At 55.8% G+C, this 21,960-nt stretch carries 21 protein-coding genes; 11 read left to right on the top strand and 10 right to left on the bottom strand.

Annotation, left to right across the window (positions count from 1 at the left end; all coding sequences use genetic code 11):
- Window positions 1–39: 39 nt before the first annotated feature.
- Together FJ695_RS24050 and FJ695_RS24045 are read right to left on the bottom strand one after the other, a co-directional pair.
- Window positions 40–2,151 (bottom strand): PQQ-dependent dehydrogenase, methanol/ethanol family, encoded by a 2,112-nt coding sequence (locus FJ695_RS24050; RefSeq protein WP_141187808.1) that lies wholly within the window; start codon window positions 2,149–2,151, stop codon window positions 40–42.
- 281 nt (window positions 2,152–2,432) lie between these two features.
- A complete protein-coding gene (locus tag FJ695_RS24045) occupies window positions 2,433–2,717 on the bottom strand; it encodes a hypothetical protein (protein WP_141187807.1) in 285 nt (94 codons plus the stop codon).
- Window positions 2,718–2,972: 255 nt separating this feature from the next.
- On the opposite strand from FJ695_RS24045, the gene FJ695_RS24040 reads away from it, so the two are divergent.
- From FJ695_RS24040 to FJ695_RS28430, 5 genes are all read left to right on the top strand, one after another.
- Entirely contained in the window at window positions 2,973–3,851 is an 879-nt protein-coding gene (locus FJ695_RS24040; RefSeq protein ID WP_141187806.1) for a LysR family transcriptional regulator, read from the top strand.
- A gap of 276 nt (window positions 3,852–4,127) precedes the next feature.
- Window positions 4,128–5,138: a metalloregulator ArsR/SmtB family transcription factor gene (locus tag FJ695_RS24035; RefSeq protein ID WP_141187805.1), complete on the top strand. Its 1,011-nt coding sequence runs from the start codon at window positions 4,128–4,130 to the stop codon at window positions 5,136–5,138.
- A gap of 1 nt (window position 5,139) precedes the next feature.
- Complete coding sequence (gene metF / locus FJ695_RS24030; protein WP_141187804.1) at window positions 5,140–6,051, top strand: methylenetetrahydrofolate reductase [NAD(P)H]; 912 nt, start codon at window positions 5,140–5,142, stop codon at window positions 6,049–6,051.
- 151 nt (window positions 6,052–6,202) lie between these two features.
- The gene (gene metH, locus FJ695_RS24025) at window positions 6,203–9,931 is read left to right on the top strand and encodes a methionine synthase (RefSeq protein WP_141187803.1); all 3,729 of its coding nucleotides are present in this window, start codon (window positions 6,203–6,205) and stop codon (window positions 9,929–9,931) included.
- A gap of 243 nt (window positions 9,932–10,174) precedes the next feature.
- Complete coding sequence (locus FJ695_RS28430) at window positions 10,175–10,306, top strand: hypothetical protein (protein WP_256370134.1); 132 nt, start codon at window positions 10,175–10,177, stop codon at window positions 10,304–10,306.
- A 131-nt stretch (window positions 10,307–10,437) separates the two neighbouring features.
- Here FJ695_RS28430 and FJ695_RS24020 read toward each other — a convergent pair whose 3' ends face one another.
- Entirely contained in the window at window positions 10,438–10,758 is a 321-nt protein-coding gene (locus FJ695_RS24020) for a helix-turn-helix domain-containing protein (RefSeq protein ID WP_256370169.1), read from the bottom strand.
- Between the two features lie 182 nt (window positions 10,759–10,940).
- Between FJ695_RS24020 and FJ695_RS24015 the strand changes: the two genes are divergently transcribed.
- The gene (locus tag FJ695_RS24015) at window positions 10,941–11,519 is read left to right on the top strand and encodes a carboxymuconolactone decarboxylase family protein (protein WP_209010798.1); all 579 of its coding nucleotides are present in this window, start codon (window positions 10,941–10,943) and stop codon (window positions 11,517–11,519) included.
- 68 nt (window positions 11,520–11,587) lie between these two features.
- On the opposite strand, the gene FJ695_RS24010 is transcribed toward FJ695_RS24015, so the two are convergent.
- Entirely contained in the window at window positions 11,588–12,280 is a 693-nt protein-coding gene (locus FJ695_RS24010) for a helix-turn-helix transcriptional regulator (RefSeq protein WP_141187801.1), read from the bottom strand.
- 148 nt (window positions 12,281–12,428) lie between these two features.
- Between FJ695_RS24010 and FJ695_RS24005 the strand changes: the two genes are divergently transcribed.
- The 4 genes from FJ695_RS24005 to FJ695_RS23990 are packed head-to-tail and all read left to right on the top strand — an operon-like array spanning window position 12,429 to window position 14,462.
- Complete coding sequence (locus FJ695_RS24005) at window positions 12,429–12,773, top strand: NIPSNAP family protein (RefSeq protein WP_141187800.1); 345 nt, start codon at window positions 12,429–12,431, stop codon at window positions 12,771–12,773.
- Window positions 12,770–13,123 (top strand): antibiotic biosynthesis monooxygenase, encoded by a 354-nt coding sequence (locus FJ695_RS24000; RefSeq protein WP_141187799.1) that lies wholly within the window; start codon window positions 12,770–12,772, stop codon window positions 13,121–13,123. The genes FJ695_RS24005 and FJ695_RS24000 overlap by 4 nt, the downstream gene beginning before the upstream one ends.
- Complete coding sequence (locus tag FJ695_RS23995; RefSeq protein WP_209010797.1) at window positions 13,120–14,043, top strand: DMT family transporter; 924 nt, start codon at window positions 13,120–13,122, stop codon at window positions 14,041–14,043. The genes FJ695_RS24000 and FJ695_RS23995 overlap by 4 nt, the downstream gene beginning before the upstream one ends.
- The gene (locus FJ695_RS23990; protein WP_141187798.1) at window positions 14,040–14,462 is read left to right on the top strand and encodes a cupin domain-containing protein; all 423 of its coding nucleotides are present in this window, start codon (window positions 14,040–14,042) and stop codon (window positions 14,460–14,462) included. Before FJ695_RS23995 ends, FJ695_RS23990 begins: the two co-directional genes overlap by 4 nt.
- A gap of 7 nt (window positions 14,463–14,469) precedes the next feature.
- On the opposite strand, the gene FJ695_RS23985 is transcribed toward FJ695_RS23990, so the two are convergent.
- The 5 genes from FJ695_RS23985 to FJ695_RS23965 form a co-directional block, all read right to left on the bottom strand.
- A complete protein-coding gene (locus FJ695_RS23985; protein WP_141187797.1) occupies window positions 14,470–15,291 on the bottom strand; it encodes an ABC transporter permease in 822 nt (273 codons plus the stop codon).
- On the bottom strand, window positions 15,284–16,051 hold the full coding sequence (locus tag FJ695_RS23980; protein ID WP_141187796.1) for an ABC transporter ATP-binding protein: 768 nt from the start codon (window positions 16,049–16,051) through the stop codon (window positions 15,284–15,286). Before FJ695_RS23980 ends, FJ695_RS23985 begins: the two co-directional genes overlap by 8 nt.
- A 49-nt stretch (window positions 16,052–16,100) precedes the next feature.
- Entirely contained in the window at window positions 16,101–17,123 is a 1,023-nt protein-coding gene (locus FJ695_RS23975) for an ABC transporter substrate-binding protein (RefSeq protein WP_141187795.1), read from the bottom strand.
- Window positions 17,124–17,275: 152 nt separating this feature from the next.
- A complete protein-coding gene (locus tag FJ695_RS23970; protein ID WP_141187794.1) occupies window positions 17,276–18,715 on the bottom strand; it encodes an ATP-binding protein in 1,440 nt (479 codons plus the stop codon).
- Window positions 18,712–19,440, bottom strand: a complete 729-nt coding sequence (locus FJ695_RS23965) for a response regulator (protein ID WP_141187793.1) — start codon at window positions 19,438–19,440, stop codon at window positions 18,712–18,714. Before FJ695_RS23965 ends, FJ695_RS23970 begins: the two co-directional genes overlap by 4 nt.
- A 224-nt stretch (window positions 19,441–19,664) precedes the next feature.
- Between FJ695_RS23965 and FJ695_RS23960 the strand changes: the two genes are divergently transcribed.
- Entirely contained in the window at window positions 19,665–20,639 is a 975-nt protein-coding gene (locus tag FJ695_RS23960) for an EF-hand domain-containing protein (RefSeq protein WP_141187792.1), read from the top strand.
- A 146-nt stretch (window positions 20,640–20,785) separates the two neighbouring features.
- Here FJ695_RS23960 and FJ695_RS23955 read toward each other — a convergent pair whose 3' ends face one another.
- A complete protein-coding gene (locus FJ695_RS23955) occupies window positions 20,786–21,388 on the bottom strand; it encodes a YceI family protein (RefSeq protein ID WP_141187791.1) in 603 nt (200 codons plus the stop codon).
- Between the last annotated feature and the right edge of the window lie 572 nt (window positions 21,389–21,960).

Raw genomic sequence — 21,960 nt, 5'->3', positions numbered from 1 at the left:
ATTGCTTGTAGTATTTTGCGGTTTAAAGCTGCTTTTTCCCTATTCTGTTTTTGTGGCAGTTGCCGCTCGCAAAGAATCAGCAGTGCCTTGAATGAAGGCCAAGACGTTCTGCACATCCGTGTCGTTCAGGTGAGCATCAAAGCGCGGCATTCCGTTGTGTAGTCCGGCCCCTTGTAAGACCCAGGCCTCTGCATTGGTCAAAACCTCTGGCGTCGAATAGCCGAGATTTGGAACAGCCCCACCATTGTTGACGCCAGGCACGCCATGGCAGAACAAGCAATTTGAGACATATGTTGCAAGACCTGCGGTAACCTGCTCCGGTTGGTATGGAACTCCAGAGACCAGCTCGGTACGGTCCGAGATTTCGGCAGCCGGGATAGTTTCTTCACCGCCAATACGGAATGTGAAGACGCGGCCCGGTCCGACCTTTTCCGTTGCCCGCTGCATCAGGCCGTAAACGCCGCCCCAACCGGCGGCAATGGTTACATATTGCGTGCCGTCTCGTTCCCAAGTCATGGGCGCAGCGATCACGCCAGATGTCATGGGAACTTGCCAGAGTGTTTCCCCGGTTGTTGCGTTGTAGGCGATGAAACGGCCGTCGGCAGTCCCCTGAAAGACGAGATTGCCAGCAGTTGTCAACGTGCCGCCGTTCCAAGGAGAAACATATTCCGCTCGCCAGGCCTCGCGTTGATTGACCGGATCCCAGGCGAGCAGATGCCCGAACGGGGTTGCCTTGGGTGCAACAACATTGAAAAGGTAACCGAGATTCCAGCCCACACCTGACATGGTCGACATTGGCTTATGGGAGTTTAACTGCCAATTCGGATCGGTCGCCTGTACCAGCGGTACACCTTGCGCCGGTATGTAAACCAGACCGGTATCCGGATTGAAACTCATCGGGTGCCAGTTGTGAGCGCCGTAGGCCGACGGCACAGTCTCGAATGGTTTGTCCTTGGACCGCGCATCCGGGTTTTCAATGGGCCGCCCGTCTTCGCCGTATGCTTTTGCCCAGGTAGTCTCTACAAACGGCTTGGCAGAGATGAATTCTCCGTTGGTCCTGTCGATTACATAGAAAAAGCCGTTTTTCGGCGCTTGCATCAGCACCTTGCGGATATTGCCGTCGATCTCCAGGTCCGCCAAAATGATGTGCTGGGTCGACGTATAGTCCCAGGTATCACCAGGTGTATTCTGATAGTGCCAGACATAATCTCCAGTGTCCGGATTGAGCGCAACAATCGAAGCCAGAAACAGATTGTCGCCGCCTGCCGGTGACCGCAAATGCTGATTCCAAGGAGATCCGTTGCCGGTGCCGATGTAAAGCAGATTAAGGTCTGGGTCATACGCCATAGCGTCCCAGGCAGTTCCGCCGCCGCCAGCTTCCCAGTATTTGGCCGATGGGTCCCAGGTTTTTGCTGCCATTTCCATGGCCGGGTTTTCATAGGGCTTTTCCGGATCACCTGGTACCGTGTACCAGCGCCACGCTATATCGCCGGTCTTGGCGTCATAGGCAGTGATGTAGCCGCGTACACCAAACTCCGCGCCGCCGTTTCCGATGATTACCTTTCCGTTGATTACCCGCGGAGCCCCGGTGACAGTGTAGGACATCTCCCGGTTCTCGATGGTGTCGATTTTCCAGAGAACTTCTCCAGTCGCCGCATCCAGAGCGTGGAGATAGCCGTCATAAGAGGCGACAAAAACCTTTCCCTGATAGACAGCGACACCCCGATTGACGACGTCGCAACAGCCTTTGGCCGCGTATTCCCCAGGGACTTCAGGGTCGTAGACCCAGAGCTTTTTTCCAGTCATCGCGTCGATCGCATGAACAACCGACCAAGACGCCGTGACATACATAACACCGTCGATAACTATTGGGGTGGCTTGAACGCCCCGGCGTGATTCAAGGTTGTAGGACCACTCTAGTCCGAGCTCGCTCACATTTTCTGCTGTGATGCCGTCGAGCTGTGAGTACCTGGTTTCGGCATAATTGAGGCCGTAGTTTAACCAGTTACGGTCGGTCATATCGTTCTTGATGATTGCAGCGGTATCGATACGACCAACAGCCTCCCGAATACTGTCTTCGTTGACATTATCCGCTTGGGCCACGCAAAGCCCGGCCAATAAGCCGGTTGCTGCCCCAATAAAGCGTTTCATCAGTGTCTCCTCCCTAAGAAATTCACTTGTTTTTCAGTAACTCCTACCGACGCGCCCGATTTGAACGCGACCTCTTTCAACTGCCTAACGGGTCTATGGTGCCTCTTTTGGAGAGGAAGCCATTAAGTCTATTGCTAGTGAATAATACTAATGCGAATTAAGATGCACGCAACTGCGCACAAGCAATTCGTGCTAAAGTAGGAGGAGCAATTTTTGCGGGATGCTTTCAGTTTTGCTGATTGGATGCGGAAGTGAGGGCAGCAAAAACGATGCTTATGGTTCTAAATTTTTGGCCGTTTTTCTTCCGTCTGTGCAGCGGCAACTTGGTCTTCCAATTGTTGTAGAATGTTTGGATCAGTTCCAGAGAAACCTGGAAAAATCAGGATGTCCGCATTGCATGTCGATTTTTCTTTCGGCGGCTGGTGTGCTCGTCGAAGAGAGGGGCCGCGCAGCTGATCGCGTGTGATGCCGAGATCTTCCAAAACGCTGTCGGCTTCCTCATAAAGTAGCCTGCGCTCTTCTCTTGTGTTCTGTGCCTTCAGTTGCCAGGCAGAAAGTCGGGCCATAAGCCGTGCCCAAACTCTGTTTATGTGAGGCATTGGATAATCTCATTGAAAATTGAAATGTGATAGATCGGCGAGCGAAGTGTAGAAGGCCGCGGTGCGATTTCCTTGAACTGTGGCTGAGAGCGCTCGAGAAACCTGCGTAAGAACTCCGTTTCCGGTTTTCACAATGGCGTTGAATTTCCACTTTGTCGAAGGAGAAGTTGTCATCTATATGTGAGAAAAAGGAACATGTGATTTTGATGCCGAGGACCACAGATGAAGCAACTGCCGCCGCTCAATGCCTTACCTTCATTTGAGGCAACAGCCCGCCTCGGTTCGATGAGCGCAGCGGCAGAAGAGCTTGGACGCACGCACGGCGCTATCAGCAAACAACTCGCGCACTTAGGCGAGCACGCCGGAGTTCCTTTGTTTCGAAAGGACGGGCAGGGTGTGACCTTGACCCCGGAGGGCGAAGAGTTTGCTCGATCCATTGGCCGGTCATTGCACGACATGGAGGCGGCCTGGCAAAAGCTGACGCGATACGCGGACAATCCCTCGCTCGACATCGGCATCAGCGCGACGTTTGCCATGCGGTGGTTGATGCCGCGTCTGCCGCGTTTCTATCAAAAATGCCCGGATGCACAGGTCAATTTTCGCATGACCGGAAAACACTGGCTTGAGGAGGATCAAATGGATGCGATCCTGACCTGGGACAGATTGCGCTGGCAATTTGGTGGCCGGACGGACATTGAAGTTTTAGGAGATGTCGCCTTTGGCATTGTTCACGCGCCCGGCCTTGGTGTTGAGATCGACGGCAAACAGCTGCGCGTCAAAAAACGCTGTGTTCAAGAACTTCCAGGAGATGTGTGGCGGAGCTATCAGGATCTAACCGGTGTTTCGGTGGAGGCGGAATCTGCTGCAGCTTATCCGCACACGTTTCTGGTGATCGAAGCCGCTTTGGCCGGCTTTGGCGCTGCTCTTGTCGAAAAGCGCATCATTGCTGACGAGCTGGCCGATGGCCGGCTTGTTGCGCCCTTCGGTTTTGAAAGGATCGAAGGTGGTTTTGGGGCCATCGTGTCTCAGAAAAAGCGGCCCAAGCGGTTAACCAAAGCATTTCTCGATTGGTTGCGGGAAGAGGCCGCGGACGGTCCATAACGGTTTTGCGCGTGATAGCAGCGGTCATGACTGCTCTAGCTGACCATGTTCAAACATCAGTGACTGAACCTTCGGAACGGTGCTTCAGGGCGGCTTTGACGGGAGCTGGCGAAAGCGATGACCGTTGCTAGTCCCGTGTTCGGTGGCCTCGTTAACGATTGATTTGCCAAGTTTTGTCGCATTGACGCCAATGCGTGACGGTTTCCTTTTATTGGACTTGCAACACTGTTGTGATTGATATAAAGATATCTTTATATCGATATTGATGGCTTGCAGATGACTGACCGAGACACTCTTTCCGTAGACGATACCCTGGCCGCCCTGAGGGCGGTGGGCGAGGCAACGCGCATCCGCCTGATCGCGCTGCTGGCGCAGAGCGAACTGACCGTGAAGGATGCGACTGCAATTCTTGGTCAGAGCCAGCCGCGCATCTCCCGTCACTTGAAGCTTCTTGCCGAAGCGGATCTCATTCAGCGTTTCCCGGAAGGCTCTTGGGTTTATTACCGCTTGTCCGATGGTCCGGAAGGCGCTCTGGCCCGGGACATTGTTGCTCGAATTTCCAAGGAAGATCCGGTTCTGGCCGCCGATCAGGAGCGCTTCCAGGCGATCCGTAAAGCCAAGGCCGAAGAAGCAGCGGCTTTCTTTGCAGCTCGTGCGCTGAATTGGGACCGCGAGCGCTCCCTTCATGTCCATGAAGCCGATGTGGAAGCAGCCATGCGGACTTCGCTTGGCGATACACCGTTCCAGTCGTTCCTGGATCTTGGAACCGGAACTGGCCGTCTTTTAGAGGTCTTTGCCGATCAATACGTCACTGCGCTTGGCGTTGATGCGTCTCATGACATGCTGGCGGTGGCCCGGGCCAACCTGTCGAAGGCCGGCCTCAATCATGCCCAGGTGCGTCATGGTGACGTTTATGCGCTGAATGTGCCGCCAAAGTCCTTCGACGTTGTTGCCATTCACCAGGTGCTGCACTACCTCGACGATCCAGCCCGAGCGCTGGCAGAAGCAGCGCGTGCACTGCGTCCAGGCGGACGTCTCCTGATCGTTGATTTTGCGCCGCATGAATTGGAATTCTTGCGGGATCAACACGCCCATAGGCGTCTCGGATTTACCAGCGATCAGATGGAACGCTGGCTCGACGCCCTGAACCTCGATCTTGAAAAAACAACCGACCTCGTCCCAGGCGAGGCCGATGACAGCAAACTGACCGTTACCCTTTGGCTTGCGCGTGACCGGCGGATCATCACCGACGTGCCTGCCCACGACCCTTCCCGAGAGGTTGCCTGACATGTCCCCATTGTCCTCCAGACTGTCCCGAGGTGTTTCTAAGACGCCGATTACCGCGTCTTTTGAGTTCTTCCCGCCGAAAACCGAGAAGATGGGGGAAACACTTTGGAACACGGTCCAACGTCTGGCTCCGCTCAACCCGTCTTTTGTGTCGGTAACCTATGGGGCTGGCGGTTCGACCCGCGAGCGCACCCATAAAACCGTTGAGCGCATCCTGAAGGAAACCGATCTGGCTCCGGCTGCTCATCTGACATGCGTCGGGTCGCCGAAATCAGAAGTTGATGCGATCGTCAAAGACTATTGGGATCTCGGCGTCCGCCACCTGGTGGCCTTGCGCGGTGACCCACTTGCTGGGATCGGTGCGCTTTATGAACCGCATCCGGAAGGCTATGCCTATGCGACAGACTTGGTCGCGGGCATCAAGAAAATTGCCAACTTCGACATTTCCGTCTCTGGATACCCGGAAAAGCACCCCGAAAGCGGCAGCTGGCAGAAAGAGATCGACAATCTGAAGCGCAAAGTGGACGCCGGTGCGGACCGGATCATCACTCAGTACTTCTTCGACAACGATCTGTTTGACGATTATCTGGACCGGATTGCAGCTGCCGGCATCAATATTCCAGTGATCCCGGGCATCTTGCCGATCCACAATTTCGAACAGACCATGGTGTTTTCCGCAAAATGCGGCACCTCGATCCCGGAATGGGTCGCCCGCCGCTTTTCCGGTCTTCACAATGATCCCGATACCCGCAAGCTGGTCGGTGTGGCGATAGCTTGTGAACAGGTCATGGATCTGGTCGATCGCGGCATCACGGACTTTCACTTCTACACCATGAACCGGGCGGATCTGACCTTCGCCATCTGCCACATGCTCGGCATGGGCAAACCCGAACACCAACAAGTCGCAGCTTGAGGTCCACTCCTTAAACGCTGCCCCGGTTTGCTGCCGGGAACTTTCAACGATGAAATGATGTGTGGCCCCGGAGCAAGTCCGGGGAGGCAAGCAAACCAACTGCTGTCCCGGCCTCGAGCCGGGACCAAGGCCAAAAGAGTTAGGAAATCCCGTGATCAAGTCAGACGCTTTCAAGCGCCTTCAAGATTTAGCCAAGTCCCGCATTCTGGTGCTGGACGGGGCCATGGGAACCGAGATTCAGCTGTTGAAACTGGATGAGGCAGCCTATCGCGGGGACCGGTTCATGGATTGGCCCTCCGATGTGAAGGGCAACAACGATCTTCTCAGCCTGACCCTTCCAGACTCCATCCGGCAGATCCATGTCGATTACCTGGAAGCTGGCGCGGACATTGTTGAAACCAACACCTTTTCCTCCACCACCATCGCCCAGGCCGATTACGGCATGGAAGAGCTGGCCTATGAGCTAAACTATGAAAGTGCGCGCCTTGCGCGCGAAGCCTGTGATCAAGTGACAGCCAAGGATCCTTCCCGGCCGCGGTTTGTGGCAGGTGCCCTTGGGCCGACCAACCGGACGGCGTCGATCTCGCCGGACGTTAACAACCCGGGGTTCCGGGCTGTGTCTTTTGACGATCTGCGCATTGCCTATGCGGAGGCCGTACGCGGGCTGATCAAAGGCGGCGCGGATATCCTCCTTGTCGAAACGATCTTCGATACGCTCAACGCCAAAGCTGCGCTCTTTGCCATTGAAGAGGTCTTTGAGGAAACCGGCAAGGAATTGCCGGTGATGATTTCAGGGACGATTACCGATCTGTCCGGCCGAACCCTCTCCGGCCAGACCCCGGAAGCCTTCTGGAACTCCGTGCGTCACACCAATCCGCTGACCATCGGTCTCAATTGTGCGCTGGGCGCCAAGGAAATGCGGGCGCATGTCGATGAGATTGGCCGGGTCGCCGATACGCTTGTCTGTGCTTATCCGAATGCCGGTTTGCCGAACGAGTTTGGCGAATACGACGAGAGCCCGGAACATATGGCCGGTCTCGTTGGGGAATTTGCTGAAGCTGGTCTCGTGAATGTTGTTGGTGGCTGTTGCGGCACAACGCCCGCGCACATCAAGGCGATTGCCGAGGCTGTTGAAGGCAAAAAACCGCGTGAAATCCCGGAAGTCGACCGGTTCATGCGTCTGTCGGGTCTGGAACCGTTCACGCTGACCCCGGAAGTCAATTTCGTCAACGTCGGTGAACGCACCAACGTCACTGGGTCTGCACGCTTTCGCAAGCTGATCAAGGAAGGCGATTACCCGACAGCCCTCGAAGTTGCCCGCCAGCAGGTCGAAAACGGCGCCCAGATCATCGATATCAATATGGATGAGGGACTGCTGGATTCCGAAGAGGCCATGGTCACCTTCCTCAATCTGGTGGCCGCCGAGCCGGATATCGCCAAGGTGCCTATCATGATCGACAGCTCCAAGTGGAGCGTCATCGAAGCTGGCCTGAAGTGCATTCAAGGCAAAGGCGTCGTCAACTCCATCTCAATGAAGGAAGGCGAAGAAGCGTTTCTGGAACAGGCCAAGCTGATCCGCCGCTATGGCGCAGCTGTTGTTGTCATGGCATTTGATGAGCAGGGCCAGGCGGACACCTTTGCCCGTAAGACTGAAATCTGCGCGCGCTCCTATGAAGTTCTGACCAAAAAAGCCGGTTTTGCGCCGGAAGACATCATCTTCGATCCGAATATCTTTGCAGTGGCCACTGGCATCGAAGAGCACGACAATTATGGCGTCGACTTCATCGAGGCGACGGGCTGGATCCGGGAAAACTTGCCCCATGCCCACGTCTCCGGAGGTGTCTCGAACCTGTCCTTCTCTTTCCGCGGCAATGAGGCCGTGCGCGAAGCGATGCATTCTGTGTTCCTCTACCACTGCATTCAAAAAGGCATGGATATGGGGATCGTCAACGCTGGACAGTTGGCGGTCTACAACGACCTGGACACAGAGCTGCGTGAGCTTTGTGAAGACGTCGTTCTAAACCGCCGGTCTGACGCAACCGACCGCATGCTGGAAGCAGCCGAACGCTGGAAGGGCGAGGGCGGCAAGAAAAAGGAAGCCGACCTCACCTGGCGGACCTGGGACGTTGCCAAGCGTCTGGAGCACGCACTGGTCCATGGTATCGCCGACTATGTGGAAGATGATACGGAAGAGGCGCGCCAGTCCTTTGACCGTCCGCTCCACGTCATCGAAGGCCCCTTGATGGACGGCATGAACGTCGTCGGTGATTTGTTCGGTTCCGGCCAGATGTTCCTGCCGCAGGTGGTGAAATCCGCCCGTGTTATGAAAAAGGCCGTCGCCTATTTGATGCCCTTCATGGAGAAGGAAAAGGAAGAACAAGGGCTTGAGGGCCATTCTTCCGCAGGCAAAATCCTGATGGCGACCGTGAAGGGCGATGTCCATGATATTGGCAAGAACATTGTTGGCGTCGTGCTTCAGTGCAACAACTTCGAGGTCATTGATCTCGGGGTAATGGTGCCGGCTGCCAAGATCTTGGAAACGGCTTTGGAAGAAAAAGTCGACATCATCGGCCTTTCCGGGCTGATCACACCGTCCCTTGATGAGATGTGCCACGTAGCAGCTGAAATGGAGCGGGAAGGTCTCGATATCCCGCTCCTGATCGGCGGGGCGACCACGTCGAAGATCCATACCGCCGTCAAGATCCACCCGAACTACGACAAGGGGCAGGCAATCTATGTGACCGATGCGGGCCGGGCGGTTGGTGTCGCTTCGAAACTGATGAGTGAGGACGGGCGGGCGCCTTATTACGGTGAGGTGCGCACGGAATATGCCGATATTGCCGAAAAGCATGCTGCTGGTCGCGGAGCGGGACGACGTGTGCTTTTAAAGGATGCGCGGGACAATGCCTTCAAGGCCGACTTTGTGGCAGATACCCCGGTAAAACCAAAAACACTTGGCACCACGGTTTTTGATAATTTCCCGCTGGAAGAGCTGGTCCCGGTGATCGACTGGACGCCGTTTTTCTCAACATGGGAGATCAAGGGCCGCTATCCGCAAGTCCTCACCGATGATCGCTATGGCGTTGCGGCCAAGGCGCTTTATGACGACGCGCGGCGGATGCTCGACGAAATTGTCGAGAAGAAGCAGTTGACCGCGCGCGGTGTTGTTGGTCTCTGGCCGGCTAATGCCGTTGGCGATGATATTGAGGTCTATACCGGTGAAAACCGTGGTGACGTCGCCGCAACGTTTTACACTTTGCGCCAGCAGATGGCGCGGACAGCAGGCGGGCGGGCGAACGTTGCTTTGAGTGACTTCATTGCCCAGAAGTCCGACGGTGTCGGCGATTGGCTTGGCGGTTTTGCCGTCACTTCGGGTCACGGCGAGGATGAGCTGGTTGCGCGCTATGCAAATGCAGCCGATGACTACAACAAGATCCTGGCCCAATCCCTTGCTGACCGGCTTGCGGAAGCCTTTGCCGAAAAACTGCACGAGATCGTGCGCAAAGACATTTGGGGCTATGCGGCGGACGAAACGCTCTCCAACGAGGATCTGATTGCCGAGAAATACCAGGGCATCCGGCCAGCACCGGGCTACCCGGCTCAGCCGGACCATACGGAAAAGGACACGCTGTTCCGCCTGCTCGATGCAGAGAAATTGACCGGCATTCAATTGACCGAAAGCCGGGCCATGCTACCTGGTTCTTCGGTCTCCGGACTGTATTTTGCCCATCCTGGCAGCCATTATTTCGGTGTCGGCAAGATCGAACGGGATCAGATCGAAGATTATGCAGCGCGCAAGGGCTGGGATCTTTCTTATGCCGAGCGCTGGCTTGCTCCGATCCTCAACTACGATCCGGCGCGGATGGAAGCGGCCGAATAACCTTCTACTACAAGGTGTTACAGAGTTCATTTGCTCCCGCGGCACTGCCGCGGGAGTTTTTTTGTCGTCCGTACTAATCCGGCTAACAAAATATGCACCCGGTTCGGATGGGTGTGACGTAAGGAAATAAAAAGAAATTTTGCACAATGTGCACCAGGTGCGCTCTTGAAAAAGTGCACTTGGTGCGCTATTTTTAAATCAAGCAATAAGGAACCGGGTCTTTTGTCCGGGCAAGGAGATAAAATGATTGTGCAAGTTGCGAAAACTATTTTGATCAACCACCGCCAAGACTACAACCGGGACCGGTTGCCCTGGCTGCCAGCCCGCCTATACCGCAGTTTCCGTGAAGCCCGTCAGGGTCGCAAAGCGCGGTAGAGTTTACACTTGTGGCCCCATAGACCTCGTCTGCGCCAGAACACATAATGCAATGAACGCAGCTATTTATGGATGAGGCTTTATAAAACACCCGGCTTTAGCCAGGTTTGCTATGGCATGTGGTTCTTCGTTCAATCCGTGACAACCAAGGGGATTGATCGGTGTTCAGCGATTAGGTCCAACATGTTGTTTTCTACCCAGCGATCCAGAGCGCAAATGCGTTTGCGCAGACCATTGCCAAGTGGCGTCAGGCAATACTCGACATGAGGCGGCACAGACTGCATGTCATGCCGCACCACGATTTGCATCTCTTCAAGTTCTTTGAGCGTTTGTGTAAGCATTTTTTGCGAGATGCCCTCAATCTGCCTCATCAGCTGGCCGTTACGTTTCGGCGTGCCATCAAGAGCATCGATCACCAACATGCTCCACTTTCCCGCAATCTTTGAAAGCAAAAATCTCGCTGGGCAATCATTGTGAAAAACATTGGCCTTGACCCGGTCCGGGTCCTTTGGAAGACGGTACATTTCAAAAAATATCCATAGTTACCAAAAGGTGCGTACTGTAGAAATAGTTCTTTTGTCACTAGCTACAAGGGTGTCGAGCAAACGACAGAACCCATAGAAGGAGATTTCTAGTGACAACAGAGACAATTGCGCCTTTCAATCTCTACACAATTGAAACGGCGCCGGACGCTTCCAAAGAACATCTGGCAAGCGCAAAGGCGACTTTTGGCTTGATCCCGAATGTCGAAGCCGTGATGGCGCAGGCACCGGCCTTATTAGGAACGTATATGACCGGATGGGATCTATTCGGTGAGACCAGTTTGAGCGCAGCTGAACAGCAGATCGTTTATCAAACCGCCAATTTCGAGAACAACTGCGGCTACTGCATGCCCTGGCATACGATCCTTTCGGAGAAGGCGGGCCTGTCGAAAACGGATGTGGAAGCGCTGAGAAACGGTGCCAGTCTTTCGGATAGGAAACAGGAAGCCTTACGTCTGTTTACACGCGATCTGGTCAGAACCAATGGGAACATTGCGCCTGCGTCTTTGGTAGCGTTCTTTGCCGATGGGTACGATCAACGCAGCGCGCTTGAGGTAATCCTGGGCCTATCGATCAAGTTGATGAGCAACTACACAAACGCAATTGCGCAAACGCCGTTGGACGAAGCAGCTAGCCACAAGAAATGGCAGAAGCCGCATCTGAGGGGTTAGGAAACTGGAATGCCCTCGCATCACCGTCTGCGTCTTGCAGACAGACCGCAGGATCGCGAGGGCTATTCTTAGGTGTTGATCGGAAAAAGCTTTTTGAGCTCCCGTTCACCGGGCGGCGAAATGTGAACTGTTCGGCTGTTGGTTTCCTGCCGAACCCAGCCGGCACTCTTGAACCGCGTCAGGAACGCTGCCCCTAAGGAACCTGCGAGATGATTGCGCCGCTCACTCCAATCAAGACATGTCCGGCAGATGGGGCGGCGGTTTGCCTTTAACTCGCTAAGATCGATGCCCACGCTTGTAACGAAACTCTCGCCCTCTGCTGTCAGGCCGATGCCGCCCGGTGCCGTTGTTGTTTGAAGAAAGCCGCGCTGTTGAAGGCTATCGAAGATCCTGACGGCCATATCTCCGGCCAGATGGTCGTAACATACCCGGGCGTTGCGCATCGCCGGATCTCGCGGCCCTGTCCGCGTGCGCAGATGGCCTTTCTTGGCGGCCAATCCCATCAGTGCCTCGAGTGTCGTTCCCACTTCAGGGCCGGAGAGCGTGAAATACTTATGGCGGCCTTGTTTGGCCTGGGTCAGCAAGCCGCCTTCCATGAGTTTCTTTAAATGAGAACTGGCGGTCTGTCCGGTAATCCCAGCTTCAACTGCCAGTTCCGTTGCTGTCAGTGCCTTACCGCTCATAAGAGCCGAGAGGATGTTGGCGCGGGCGGGATCTCCAATCAGCGCACCAATACGGGCAATGTCCGGTCCATCTTTCATGCCTCGTCCTCCATCGAAGTATTCTTGCGATGGTGCCACGAACCCACTTCGAACGCCATCAAAAACACTTCGGCCTGCGTCGAAGCATTGGCACGACAAACCGTGGCAGAGAAAGGGCCTTCGTAATTCCCTAGAAAGAAGGCTCCGAATGATCACCTGTTTCATCCGCTACCAAATCGACCCGACAAAAAAGACGCAATTTGAAACCTATGCCCGCAATTGGGGCCAAGCGATTCCCCGGTGTGGCGCAGATTTGATCGGCTATTACGCGCCGCACGAAGGCTCCACCACATTGGCCTATGGTGTTTATTCCATTGAGAACCTCGCTGCCTATGAGGCTTACCGTGCCCGGCTTTCTGCCGATCCGCTGGGCAAGGAAAACTATGAATTTGCGATGCGGGAAAAATTTATCTTGAGAGAAGACCGGACGTTTTTGAAACTGGCCTCCGCGCCGCACAGCAAGTTGGTAGGGTTTGAGGGAGAGAACCAGTGATTGCCGTGATATTTGAAGTCAGCCCGCATGAGGACAAGAAACAGAATTATCTCGATGTGGCCGCTGAGATGCGGCCATTGGTCGAGGAGATCGATGGATTTTTGTCAGTCGAGCGCTTTCAGAGCCTGACCAACCCGGAAAAGCTTCTGTCCTTGTCGTTTTTCCGTGATGAAACAGCTCTCAACGAATGGCGTCAGCTCACGCAGCACCGCAAGGCTCAAGCCGCGGGCCGCAACAGCTATTTTAAGGACTACCGCCTGCGGGTCTGCACCGTTCTGCGGGACTATGGCATGGAGGATCGGGAGCAGGCACCGGCCGACAGCCGCGCCCTTCATGATCAGGGGGAATGATGTCCGGCAGAGCATTTGAATTTGGCCTTCTGGGATTGCTCGCGCTCCTTTGGGGCTCCTCCTACATGTGGATCAACGTAGCGCTGGACACCATTCCGCCGTTTACTCTGATCACACTGCGGGTCGGCTTGGCGTCTCTGGTTTTGCTTGGCATTCTGGCGCTGCGCGGCCTTAAACTGCCGACGGATAGGAAAACCTGGCGGCTGTTTTTTGTCCAATCGATCGTCAACAGCACAGGCCCTTGGATGTTGCTCGCATGGGGACAACAGTCGGTCGACAGCGCCGTTGCCAGTGTCCTCAATTCAACGTCACCGCTATTCGTCTTTTTCTTATCACTGGTTTTGATGTCAGGCAGCGAGCGGCCAGCCCTTCTGCAGCTTCTGGGAGCGTTGGCAGGTGTTGCTGGGATTGTACTGATCGTCGGCACAGGCGCGCTGGAAAGCCTTGGTGGTGCATTCATTCCGCAGGTGGCGGTCCTTGCAGGTGCAGCCCTTTATGGCATTGCCGCGATCCGCGGGCGCCGCTTTGCGCATTTGCCGCCAATGGTCACGGCCGCCGGCACCTTGATCTGCGCGACGGTAACACTTCTGCCTTTCAGTCTTGTTCTGGATCAGCCATGGGCCTTGCAAATCTCCAATGAAAGCCTGACTGCTGCCGGGGTTCTGAGCGTCTTTTGTACCGCCTTTGCTTTTTTGATCTACTTCCGGCTGATCAACACGATCGGGTCGATGGGCACGGCGAGCCAGGCCTATTTGCGCTCCGGGGTCGGTGTTGTACTGGGGGTCGTTTTTTTGAATGAAACGCTCGACCTGGAAACCTTTGCCGGGATTTGCCTTGCCATATTCGGTGTTCTTCTGATCAACTGGAAGCGCAACCCCAAGCCTGCGGCGAAAGAAGCCGCGCAGGAGAGTGCTTCATGAGTGTGTTGACGGTCTATGAGGCTGGGTCCCGGCCGACCAAGCGGGCCAATCCGGATTATTTTACTGGCGCCGTCTGGCAAGACCCTGTGATTGAATCGCCCAAACCCGGCAGGGTGCAGGTGGTCCAGGTGACTTTTGAACCCGGTGCGCGCACCCATTGGCACACGCATCCCCTCGGTCAAACCTTGCAGATCCTGAGCGGCGCCGGATTTGTCCAGCTTTGGGGGCAGGAAAAACTGTCCATCATGCCCGGCGATGTCATCTGGATCCCGCCGGCTGTCAAACACTGGCATGGCGCTGCCCGGCATGTCTCCATGGTACATCTGGCAATCCATGAAGCTGAAAACGGCTCCGTTACCGAGTGGATGGAGCCGGTTGATGACAAGACCTATGCCGGTGAATTGGAAGTGAGGCGGTAGCCGGCGGTTAGACGCGCCAGCTTAAGAGACGCCGCTCGATCGTGCCGATCAGTGCGTTGATGATTACTCCCAGCAGCGACAGGATCACCACGCCTGCAAACAGACGGTCGAGATCATAGAGCGATCCAGCCTGGAGCACATAGGCGCCGATACCGTATTCTGCACCGAGCATTTCTGCCGCTGTCAGCAGAATGATTGCAATGGCAAGCGAAATGCGCAGGCCCGATAGGATGCCAGGCATCGCCCCAGGCAGGATGATTTTCCGGACGATAGACAACCAGGTGAGGCCGAAACTTTGGCCCATGCGGATGAGCGTTCGGTCAACGTTGTCGACAGCGCCATAGGTCGCAACCACAGTCGGGGTGAAGGTTCCAAAAGCAATCAGCGCGTATTTGGATCCCTCATCGATGCCGAACCAGATGACAAACAGCGGCAAGAGGGCGATTTTGGGCACTGGAAACAGCGCCGCAACCAAGGGGACCAGGCCCGACCGGAAGTAACTAAAGAGCCCGATCAGGATGCCCGTCCCGATGCCCGCGACCGCACCGAGAAAGGCACCGACGGCAAGGCGGGTAAGAGACGGTACCATATGGGCGGTGAACTGGCCGGATTGGTAGAGTTCGATCAAGGTCGCAAAAACATCGGATGGTTTGGGTAGAGTTAGCGCGGATATCCAGCCGGCCTGTGTCCCCCATTCCATAACCAGGATCAGCAGCGCGAACACCACGAGACCGGCCCAGCGGCGTGGTTTGGGCGCAAAGCCGCCACCCCGGAAGCGGACGGTTCGTTGCCCGGCCGTTAGGTTTTCAGATTGCGTTGCATCAGCCATCGAGCAACTCCGTATCCGCCGTGCGGGCTTCTTCACGCAGGAGCGACCACAGATGTCTCTGTTTCTCTTCCAGATCAACGTCGCCCATTTGGCGGTCCTGCAAAGGTTTGTCCAAGGTGACGATCTCCCGGATTTTGCCCGGGCGGCGTGACAAAACAACGATGGAATGGCCGAGGCGGACCGCTTCAGCCAAATTGTGAGTTACATAAACTGCTGTGAACGGAGAGCGTGTCCAAAGCCCGACCAAATCGTCCATCAACAGTTCGCGGGTCTGGCTGTCGAGTGCGGACAGCGGTTCATCCATCAGCATAACTGCCGGGCGGACGGCGAGGGCCCTAGCAATCGCAACGCGCTGTTTCATGCCGCCGGAGAGCTGTTTTGGAAGTGCTTTTTCAAAGCCGGTTAGGTTGGTCCGGGCAAGAACATCATCGATGATTTCTTTTGCCGCCTGACCGCGGATCCCATGATCTTCCAGAACCAGCGAGATATTGCCCGCTACGGAGCGCCAGGGCAGCAGTGCAAAATCCTGAAAGACATAGGTCAGTGGATTGAGGCTGTCGGCCGGAGGTGTCCCAATCTGAAGAACCTTGCCTTCCGTTGGCTGCTCCAATCCACCAATAAAGCGGAGCAAAGTGGATTTGCCGCAGCCGGACGGGCCGACAATGCAGACGATATGGCCGCGCGGCACATCCAGCGTGATGTCTTTTAAGACAGTGACATCATCGTAGGAATGTCCCACGCCCTGAAGACGCAAGTCCATGAATTTCTCCGGAAAAGGCGGGCGGAGCCGCCCGCCTCAATATTTCAAATCAAGACTTGATGATCTCGACGTAGGACGGATCGACCAGCGTGTCGATGGAGATGTCCTTGGACACCAGGTCTTCAGACTGGAACCAGGCAAGCTGGTTTTCGATCGACGTGATGTTCAGTGCTGCGCCTTCGTTCAGGTACATTGAGCCGTTGATGATCGACGGCGCTGCCTTTTCGCGCGGGCGATCGACATAGACATATTTGTGAATCAGGTCGACCATCTGGTTCACACCATCATCACCGCCGGATTTCTGGACCATCGCGGCGTCATAGTCGGCAACGCCCTTGGAATAAGCTCCCAGGAAATCCTTGGTCATGGCTTGTTCGTTGTCCGCGTTTTTAGACGACGTGAACACTGTGGTGACTTGATAGTTTGGCAGGTAGTCAACGACATTGCCAATGATATGGACCTTGCCGGAGCCGGCCAGCGGTTTGGCAATATGCGGAACGATCGACCAGGCATCGATTTGGCCTGACTTCAGTGCACCAATGATCGCACCAACCTTCTGCAGCGGCTTGAATTTAACGTCGACTCCCTCTGCAGAGGCAATCTTGGAGCCCATGTAGTGGAACGAAGAACCCGCAGTGGAAATGCCGAATGTCTTACCGCCGAGGTCCGCCGGTGTTTTCAGACCAGCAGCGAAAGCTGCATCGGATGCCAGGATCTTCTGGCCATCGATGCCTTTCTTCTCGGACAGCGCACCACCAATCACCTTGATCGCACCCTTGCCGGCAAGTGAAATCAGGCCACCGGAAACCGCAGTCACGGCATAGTCGATATCTCCGGAAGCGATCGCAACGGCCATCGGTTGGGCCGCCTGGAAGAACTTGAACTCCACGTCCAGACCGGCGTCCGCGAAATACCCGCGCTCAAAGGCAACAAAACTGCCGGAATGAGAGGTGAACCGTAGCGCACCAACTTTGATCTTGCGGTTGCTCGCAATGGCTGGGGCGCTCAGGGTGGAGGTGGCGGCAGCAGCGCCAATAAGGGATAAGGCCTTGCGGCGGTTCATGGTGATCATTGGGTCCTCCCAGGTGGCTATAAAACGCCAGCCGAACGTCCACTTGCTTTGCATTCGTAAGGAAGCTCGGCTGGAAACTCGTAATTATTTCAACTGTTGACTGTGTTTCTTATCACGCAGGCACGCGTTCGGCCATCCAGTGAATTCACGGTTCAATTGCCGAGCGGCAGCGTGATCTCCACCAGCAGTCCCCCGCCGTCCGCATTCTTGAGATTAATCGTTCCACCGTGTGCATGAATGATTGAGCGGGCGATGGCTAGGCCTAGGCCAATACCGCCGGTTTCTTCGCTGCGGCTTTCTTCCAGGCGCACAAACGGCTCGAACACGTCCTGAAGTTTGTCCTCGGGAATGCCCGGGCCTTGATCGCGGATGCGGATGAGAACATCACCATCTTGCCGCTCAGCAGTTACAGCAACAGTTTCCCCATAGCGAATGCCGTTTTCGATCAGGTTTCTGAACGCACGTTTAAGCGACAGCGGACGGCAGGTTAGGATAATACGTTCGTCAATGTCTGCCTGACAGGCATGTCCCATATCCTGCTGATCGTCCGCGATGCTTTGCAGCATGGCGCCGAGGTCGGCCTGTTCGGCAGCTTCCTGGCGGGCATCATCCTTAGCGAAACGAAGCGCGGCCTCGGCCATGGCCGCTATGTCATCGAGGGTTTCGATCATCTTTTCCCGGTTTTCATCATCTTCGATGAACTCTGCGCGCAGCCGCAGAGAGGTGATCGGTGTTCTCAGGTCGTGACTGATGGCTGCCAGCATGCGAGTGCGGTCGCGCACAAACCGTGTCAGCCGCTCCTGCATGTCATTAAAGGCCTGTGTCACAGCGCGAACTTCCTTAGGCCCAGTTGCCGGCAATTCATCGACATCCTCGCCGCGCCCGAGCCGGTTTGCGGCCTCTGACAGGTTGAGCAGAGGCCGTGTCACCCGCCGCACCGCAAAGGCAACAATGCCGATGATGGCAAGAGCCATGAGGGAAATCTGAACGACCAAAGGCACAAAGGCGCCGGGTGGCGGGCGGTAGCTTGTTGCCATATTGAGCCAGCTGCCATCTGCCAGTTGAATGGAAACGGACAGATCTTCCGGTTTGTTCATGACCCGTTTCCAGTGCCGTGGGCGTTCGGATTTCGGTATCATGCGCCAGCTTTCCCGCTCCGCTTTGCTTCGATCCCGCCAGGAAGGGCCGCGTTTTTCATCTGAATGAAGATTGATATGGATGGTCTGTTTTGCGCCGAGCCGCTTGGCGGCATAATGCTGAACCCGCTGCTCGAACCGGCTCTTGCCCGGTTCTGGAGCGAGCGGCACATCTCCTGTCCAAAAGGCAACATAACGCGTGCTGTTGGCTTCCAGGATCCGTGCGTGAAGGGACGCCGGTGTTTCTTCCAATAGGCCGGCCGTGGAGATAGCGCGGGACAGAATGCTGTCCCGAGCGAGCGCCACCAGGGCAATCCGCCGTTCATCATGAAACATGAAGATGGAGACCGCCTGAACCACAACAATCGCGATCAGCAGAAGCAGGATCAGCTGCGAGGCGAGTTTCTGCGGCCACAAATAACTGTAGAGCGGTGGTTTGTCAGGCTGATCTGTCATTCCACCTGATCTTTCACATCGGCTGTGAACATGTAACCGCCACCCCAAACTGTCTTGATCAGTTTAGGGTCTTTCGGATCTGCTTCGATCTTACGGCGTAAGCGGGAAACCTGGTTGTCGATGGAGCGGTCAAAAACCTGCGGTGTCCGTCCTGAGGTCAGGTCCAGGAGCTGGTCGCGGTTGAGGACCATTTTGGGCCGCTTCAAAAATGCGCACAGGAGCTGGAACTCGCCGCTGGAGAGCGCCACTGCTATGCCGTCCGGGTCGGTTAATTCGCGGCGTGTGACGTTTAACGACCAGCCTTCGAAGTGCAACCGGTCCTGCTCGATCGGATCCCGGTCCTTGGGCGCCAGCGACGTTCGGCGAAGGACCGCGCGGATCCGGGCGAGCAGTTCGCGCGGATTAAAAGGCTTGGTGACATAATCATCCGCGCCGATCTCCAATCCGATCACCCGGTCGGTGTCGTCGGCCATGGCGGTCAGCAGGATAACCGGAAGGGAACCGGTCTCCACCAGATGCCGGCACAACGACAAACCGTCCTCGCCCGGCATCATGATGTCGAGAACGACCAGATCCACCGAGGCGGCTTTCAGCGCCTTGCGGGCCGCTGCTGCGTTTTCAGCCGTGGTCGCGCGCAGGCCGTTCTTGACAAGATACCGCGCCAACGTCTCGCGAATATCGCGGTGGTCGTCGACAACAAGAATATGTGGGCTCGGATCGCTCACGTCAGTCTCCAATTGATCGCCTGAAGGTATTCTGGCGGTACGGATCACTTTGTTTCTACGGTCAAAATAGGGGGTAGACCGCCGCAGCGCGAGCAGAGTTTGTAACAGACTGTATCAGCCGCTGAAACCGGGACAGATTGCGACACTTGAGGCTAAATCTGCCGGTATTCTTGCGACAATTGCCACCTACCTTCAGCTCATCAACGAACCAAGGAGTTGTTGGAATGAAACCGTTCAAGACGATTGCAATCGCTGCTTTGGCTGCAAGTGTTGCCGGCACTGCTTTGACCGCTGGCCTGCCTGCTTACGCCCAGTCCGGCGCGGCAAACGCGGGCGGGGGGCAAACCGGCCAGGCAATGGCTGAACAGAATTTTGCGCATATGGGCAAACGCGGCGGCTTTGACGGCGGCTATGGTATGCGCGGCGGTAAACGTGCGGCCAAGCGCATGTTTGAGCGTTACGACACCGACAAAGATGGCGTCATCACACAAGCTGAGATTTCCGAAGTCCGGACTGCGGATTTTGCATCTGCCGATACTAATGGTGATGGAAGTGTCAGCCTGGACGAATTCAAGGCTGCATTCTTAGAGCGCTCCAACGACGGCATGGTCCGGGCATTTCAGCGCCTCGACCGCGATGGAGATGGCACGGTGACCCAGGCAGAGGTTGACCGGGTTGCGAACCGGATGTTCAACCGGCTTGACCGGGATGACAACGGTGTTGTGGAAATCGTCCGCGGTCAAAAGGATCAAATGCGCGGCCAGAAAGCTGGCAAACAAGGAGAGCAAAAAGAAGCGCGCAACGAAAAACGCGGCAGACACGGCAAACATCACGGCCGTGGCGGGCCTGCGCGCATGTTCATGACCCTCTTTGACACGGACGGCAGCGGCTCGGTGACCCGCGAAGACTTCGATGCCAAACGGGCAGACCTGTTTGCTCTGGCCGACACCAACGGCAGCGGGTCTTTCACCCTGGATGACTTCGGGCCTTTGTGGCTGGCCGTGAATGACGCGCGTATCGTCAACATGTTCCAGCGCGCCGATACCGATGGCAGCCTGTCGATTACCGCTGAAGAGCACGAACAAGCCCTGACCAAAATGCTGGACCGGGCCGACCGCAACAAGGATGGTGTGATCACCAAGTCCGACTTCAAGCGTGGCCATAAGGGCAAACACGGCAAGGGCCACAATCGCGGTTGAGCTTAATGAGAATAGCGTCCGGAAGCCCGCCTCCGGACGTTAATCGGGCCTCACCCACCAATCTCCGGGGCCCGGAATGACCCAGGGAGCCGACTATGGCTCCCTGGTTTTTCTTATTTTACCAGAAGTTTTCGAACCGTTTTCGGCTACTCCACCCGCATGGCTTCCGTTTCGATGATGAGGTCCACGTCATCGCCGACAAAGCCGTTTTCAACCGCGTACATCATACCGTAGTCGCTGCGTTTGACGGTGCCCGAGGCGCTGATGCCAAGGGTGAAACGGCCATGGCCGAAGGGGTATTTGGCGGCCTTGTTAAGGGTCACCTCCAGGGTCAGTGGCCGGTTTTGTCCAAGCAACGTTAAAGTGCCTGCGACAGTACCGGAGATTTCCGTGAGTGCAGCACCTCCGTCAGCGGTGAACACCATGTCCGGATGGGCCTCTGAATTCAGAAAATCCTTGCTGCGCAGATGATTGTCGCGCGCCTTGTCAAAGCTTTCGACACTTGCAGTGCTCACCGTGACGTTCAGGTCTGACAGCTCCTGTGTCTCCATGTCGTAGGTAAAGCCACCATTGAAGGTTAAAAAGAACCCGAGCGTGTCAGCATAACCCAAATGATCGACCTTAAAGGCGATTGTGGTGTGGGCGGGGTCGAGCTCATACCGGTGTGGTTCAGCATGGGCTGCAAAGGAAGCCAAGAAGAAAGCGGCTGAAGCTGAGAATGCCAAAAGGCAAGACGGAGCGTTCTTCATGTGGTTTCCTCGTCGTGAAATTGGAGAGCCGGCGGTCGGCTGAAGTGTTCAAATTCAAGACATAAGGCGCTCCGAAAGGCTGGCAACAGTACAGCGGATTTGGTTCAGGATTGGCCGACGCCTTTGCCGGGGCAGATACCTGATATGTCCATCGGAAAGGCTGCTGTTTACCCATCTGGAAAACTTCGTGCAGCGTGGTCAAAAACCTCTTGCGCAGAAGAGCAAATTCGATCATATAGCGCCTGCCCAAATTCGCACGTGCCCGAGGCCGTTCATGGGGTCCCTTCTCGAAGGAGGCCTCTTAAGGGGTAGCTGCCAATAAACACCGCCAAGGGGCGGGGCAGCCGATCCGGACGGTTTGAAAGCAACGACGTAAAGAGGGCCCTTTTGGTCTCTGCCGGGGTGTCCAACCTCCGGGGTAACAGAAGAGGCACTTGTTACATCCTTGCCCGACGTGCGGTTCGGTTTTCCGATCCAATCAACGGCATTCCCGACGCGGGAAAGCTTTGCGCCTGATTGTCAGCAGCGCATTGCCCAACCGTCGCTGTGAAGCGCAATCCGCTCTCCGGTTC

This window comes from Labrenzia sp. PHM005 (assembly GCF_006517275.1).
GTDB lineage: Bacteria > Pseudomonadota > Alphaproteobacteria > Rhizobiales > Stappiaceae > Roseibium.
Note: the sequence above shows the minus strand (reverse complement) of the source record. Positions and strands in the feature narration are given on the sequence as shown.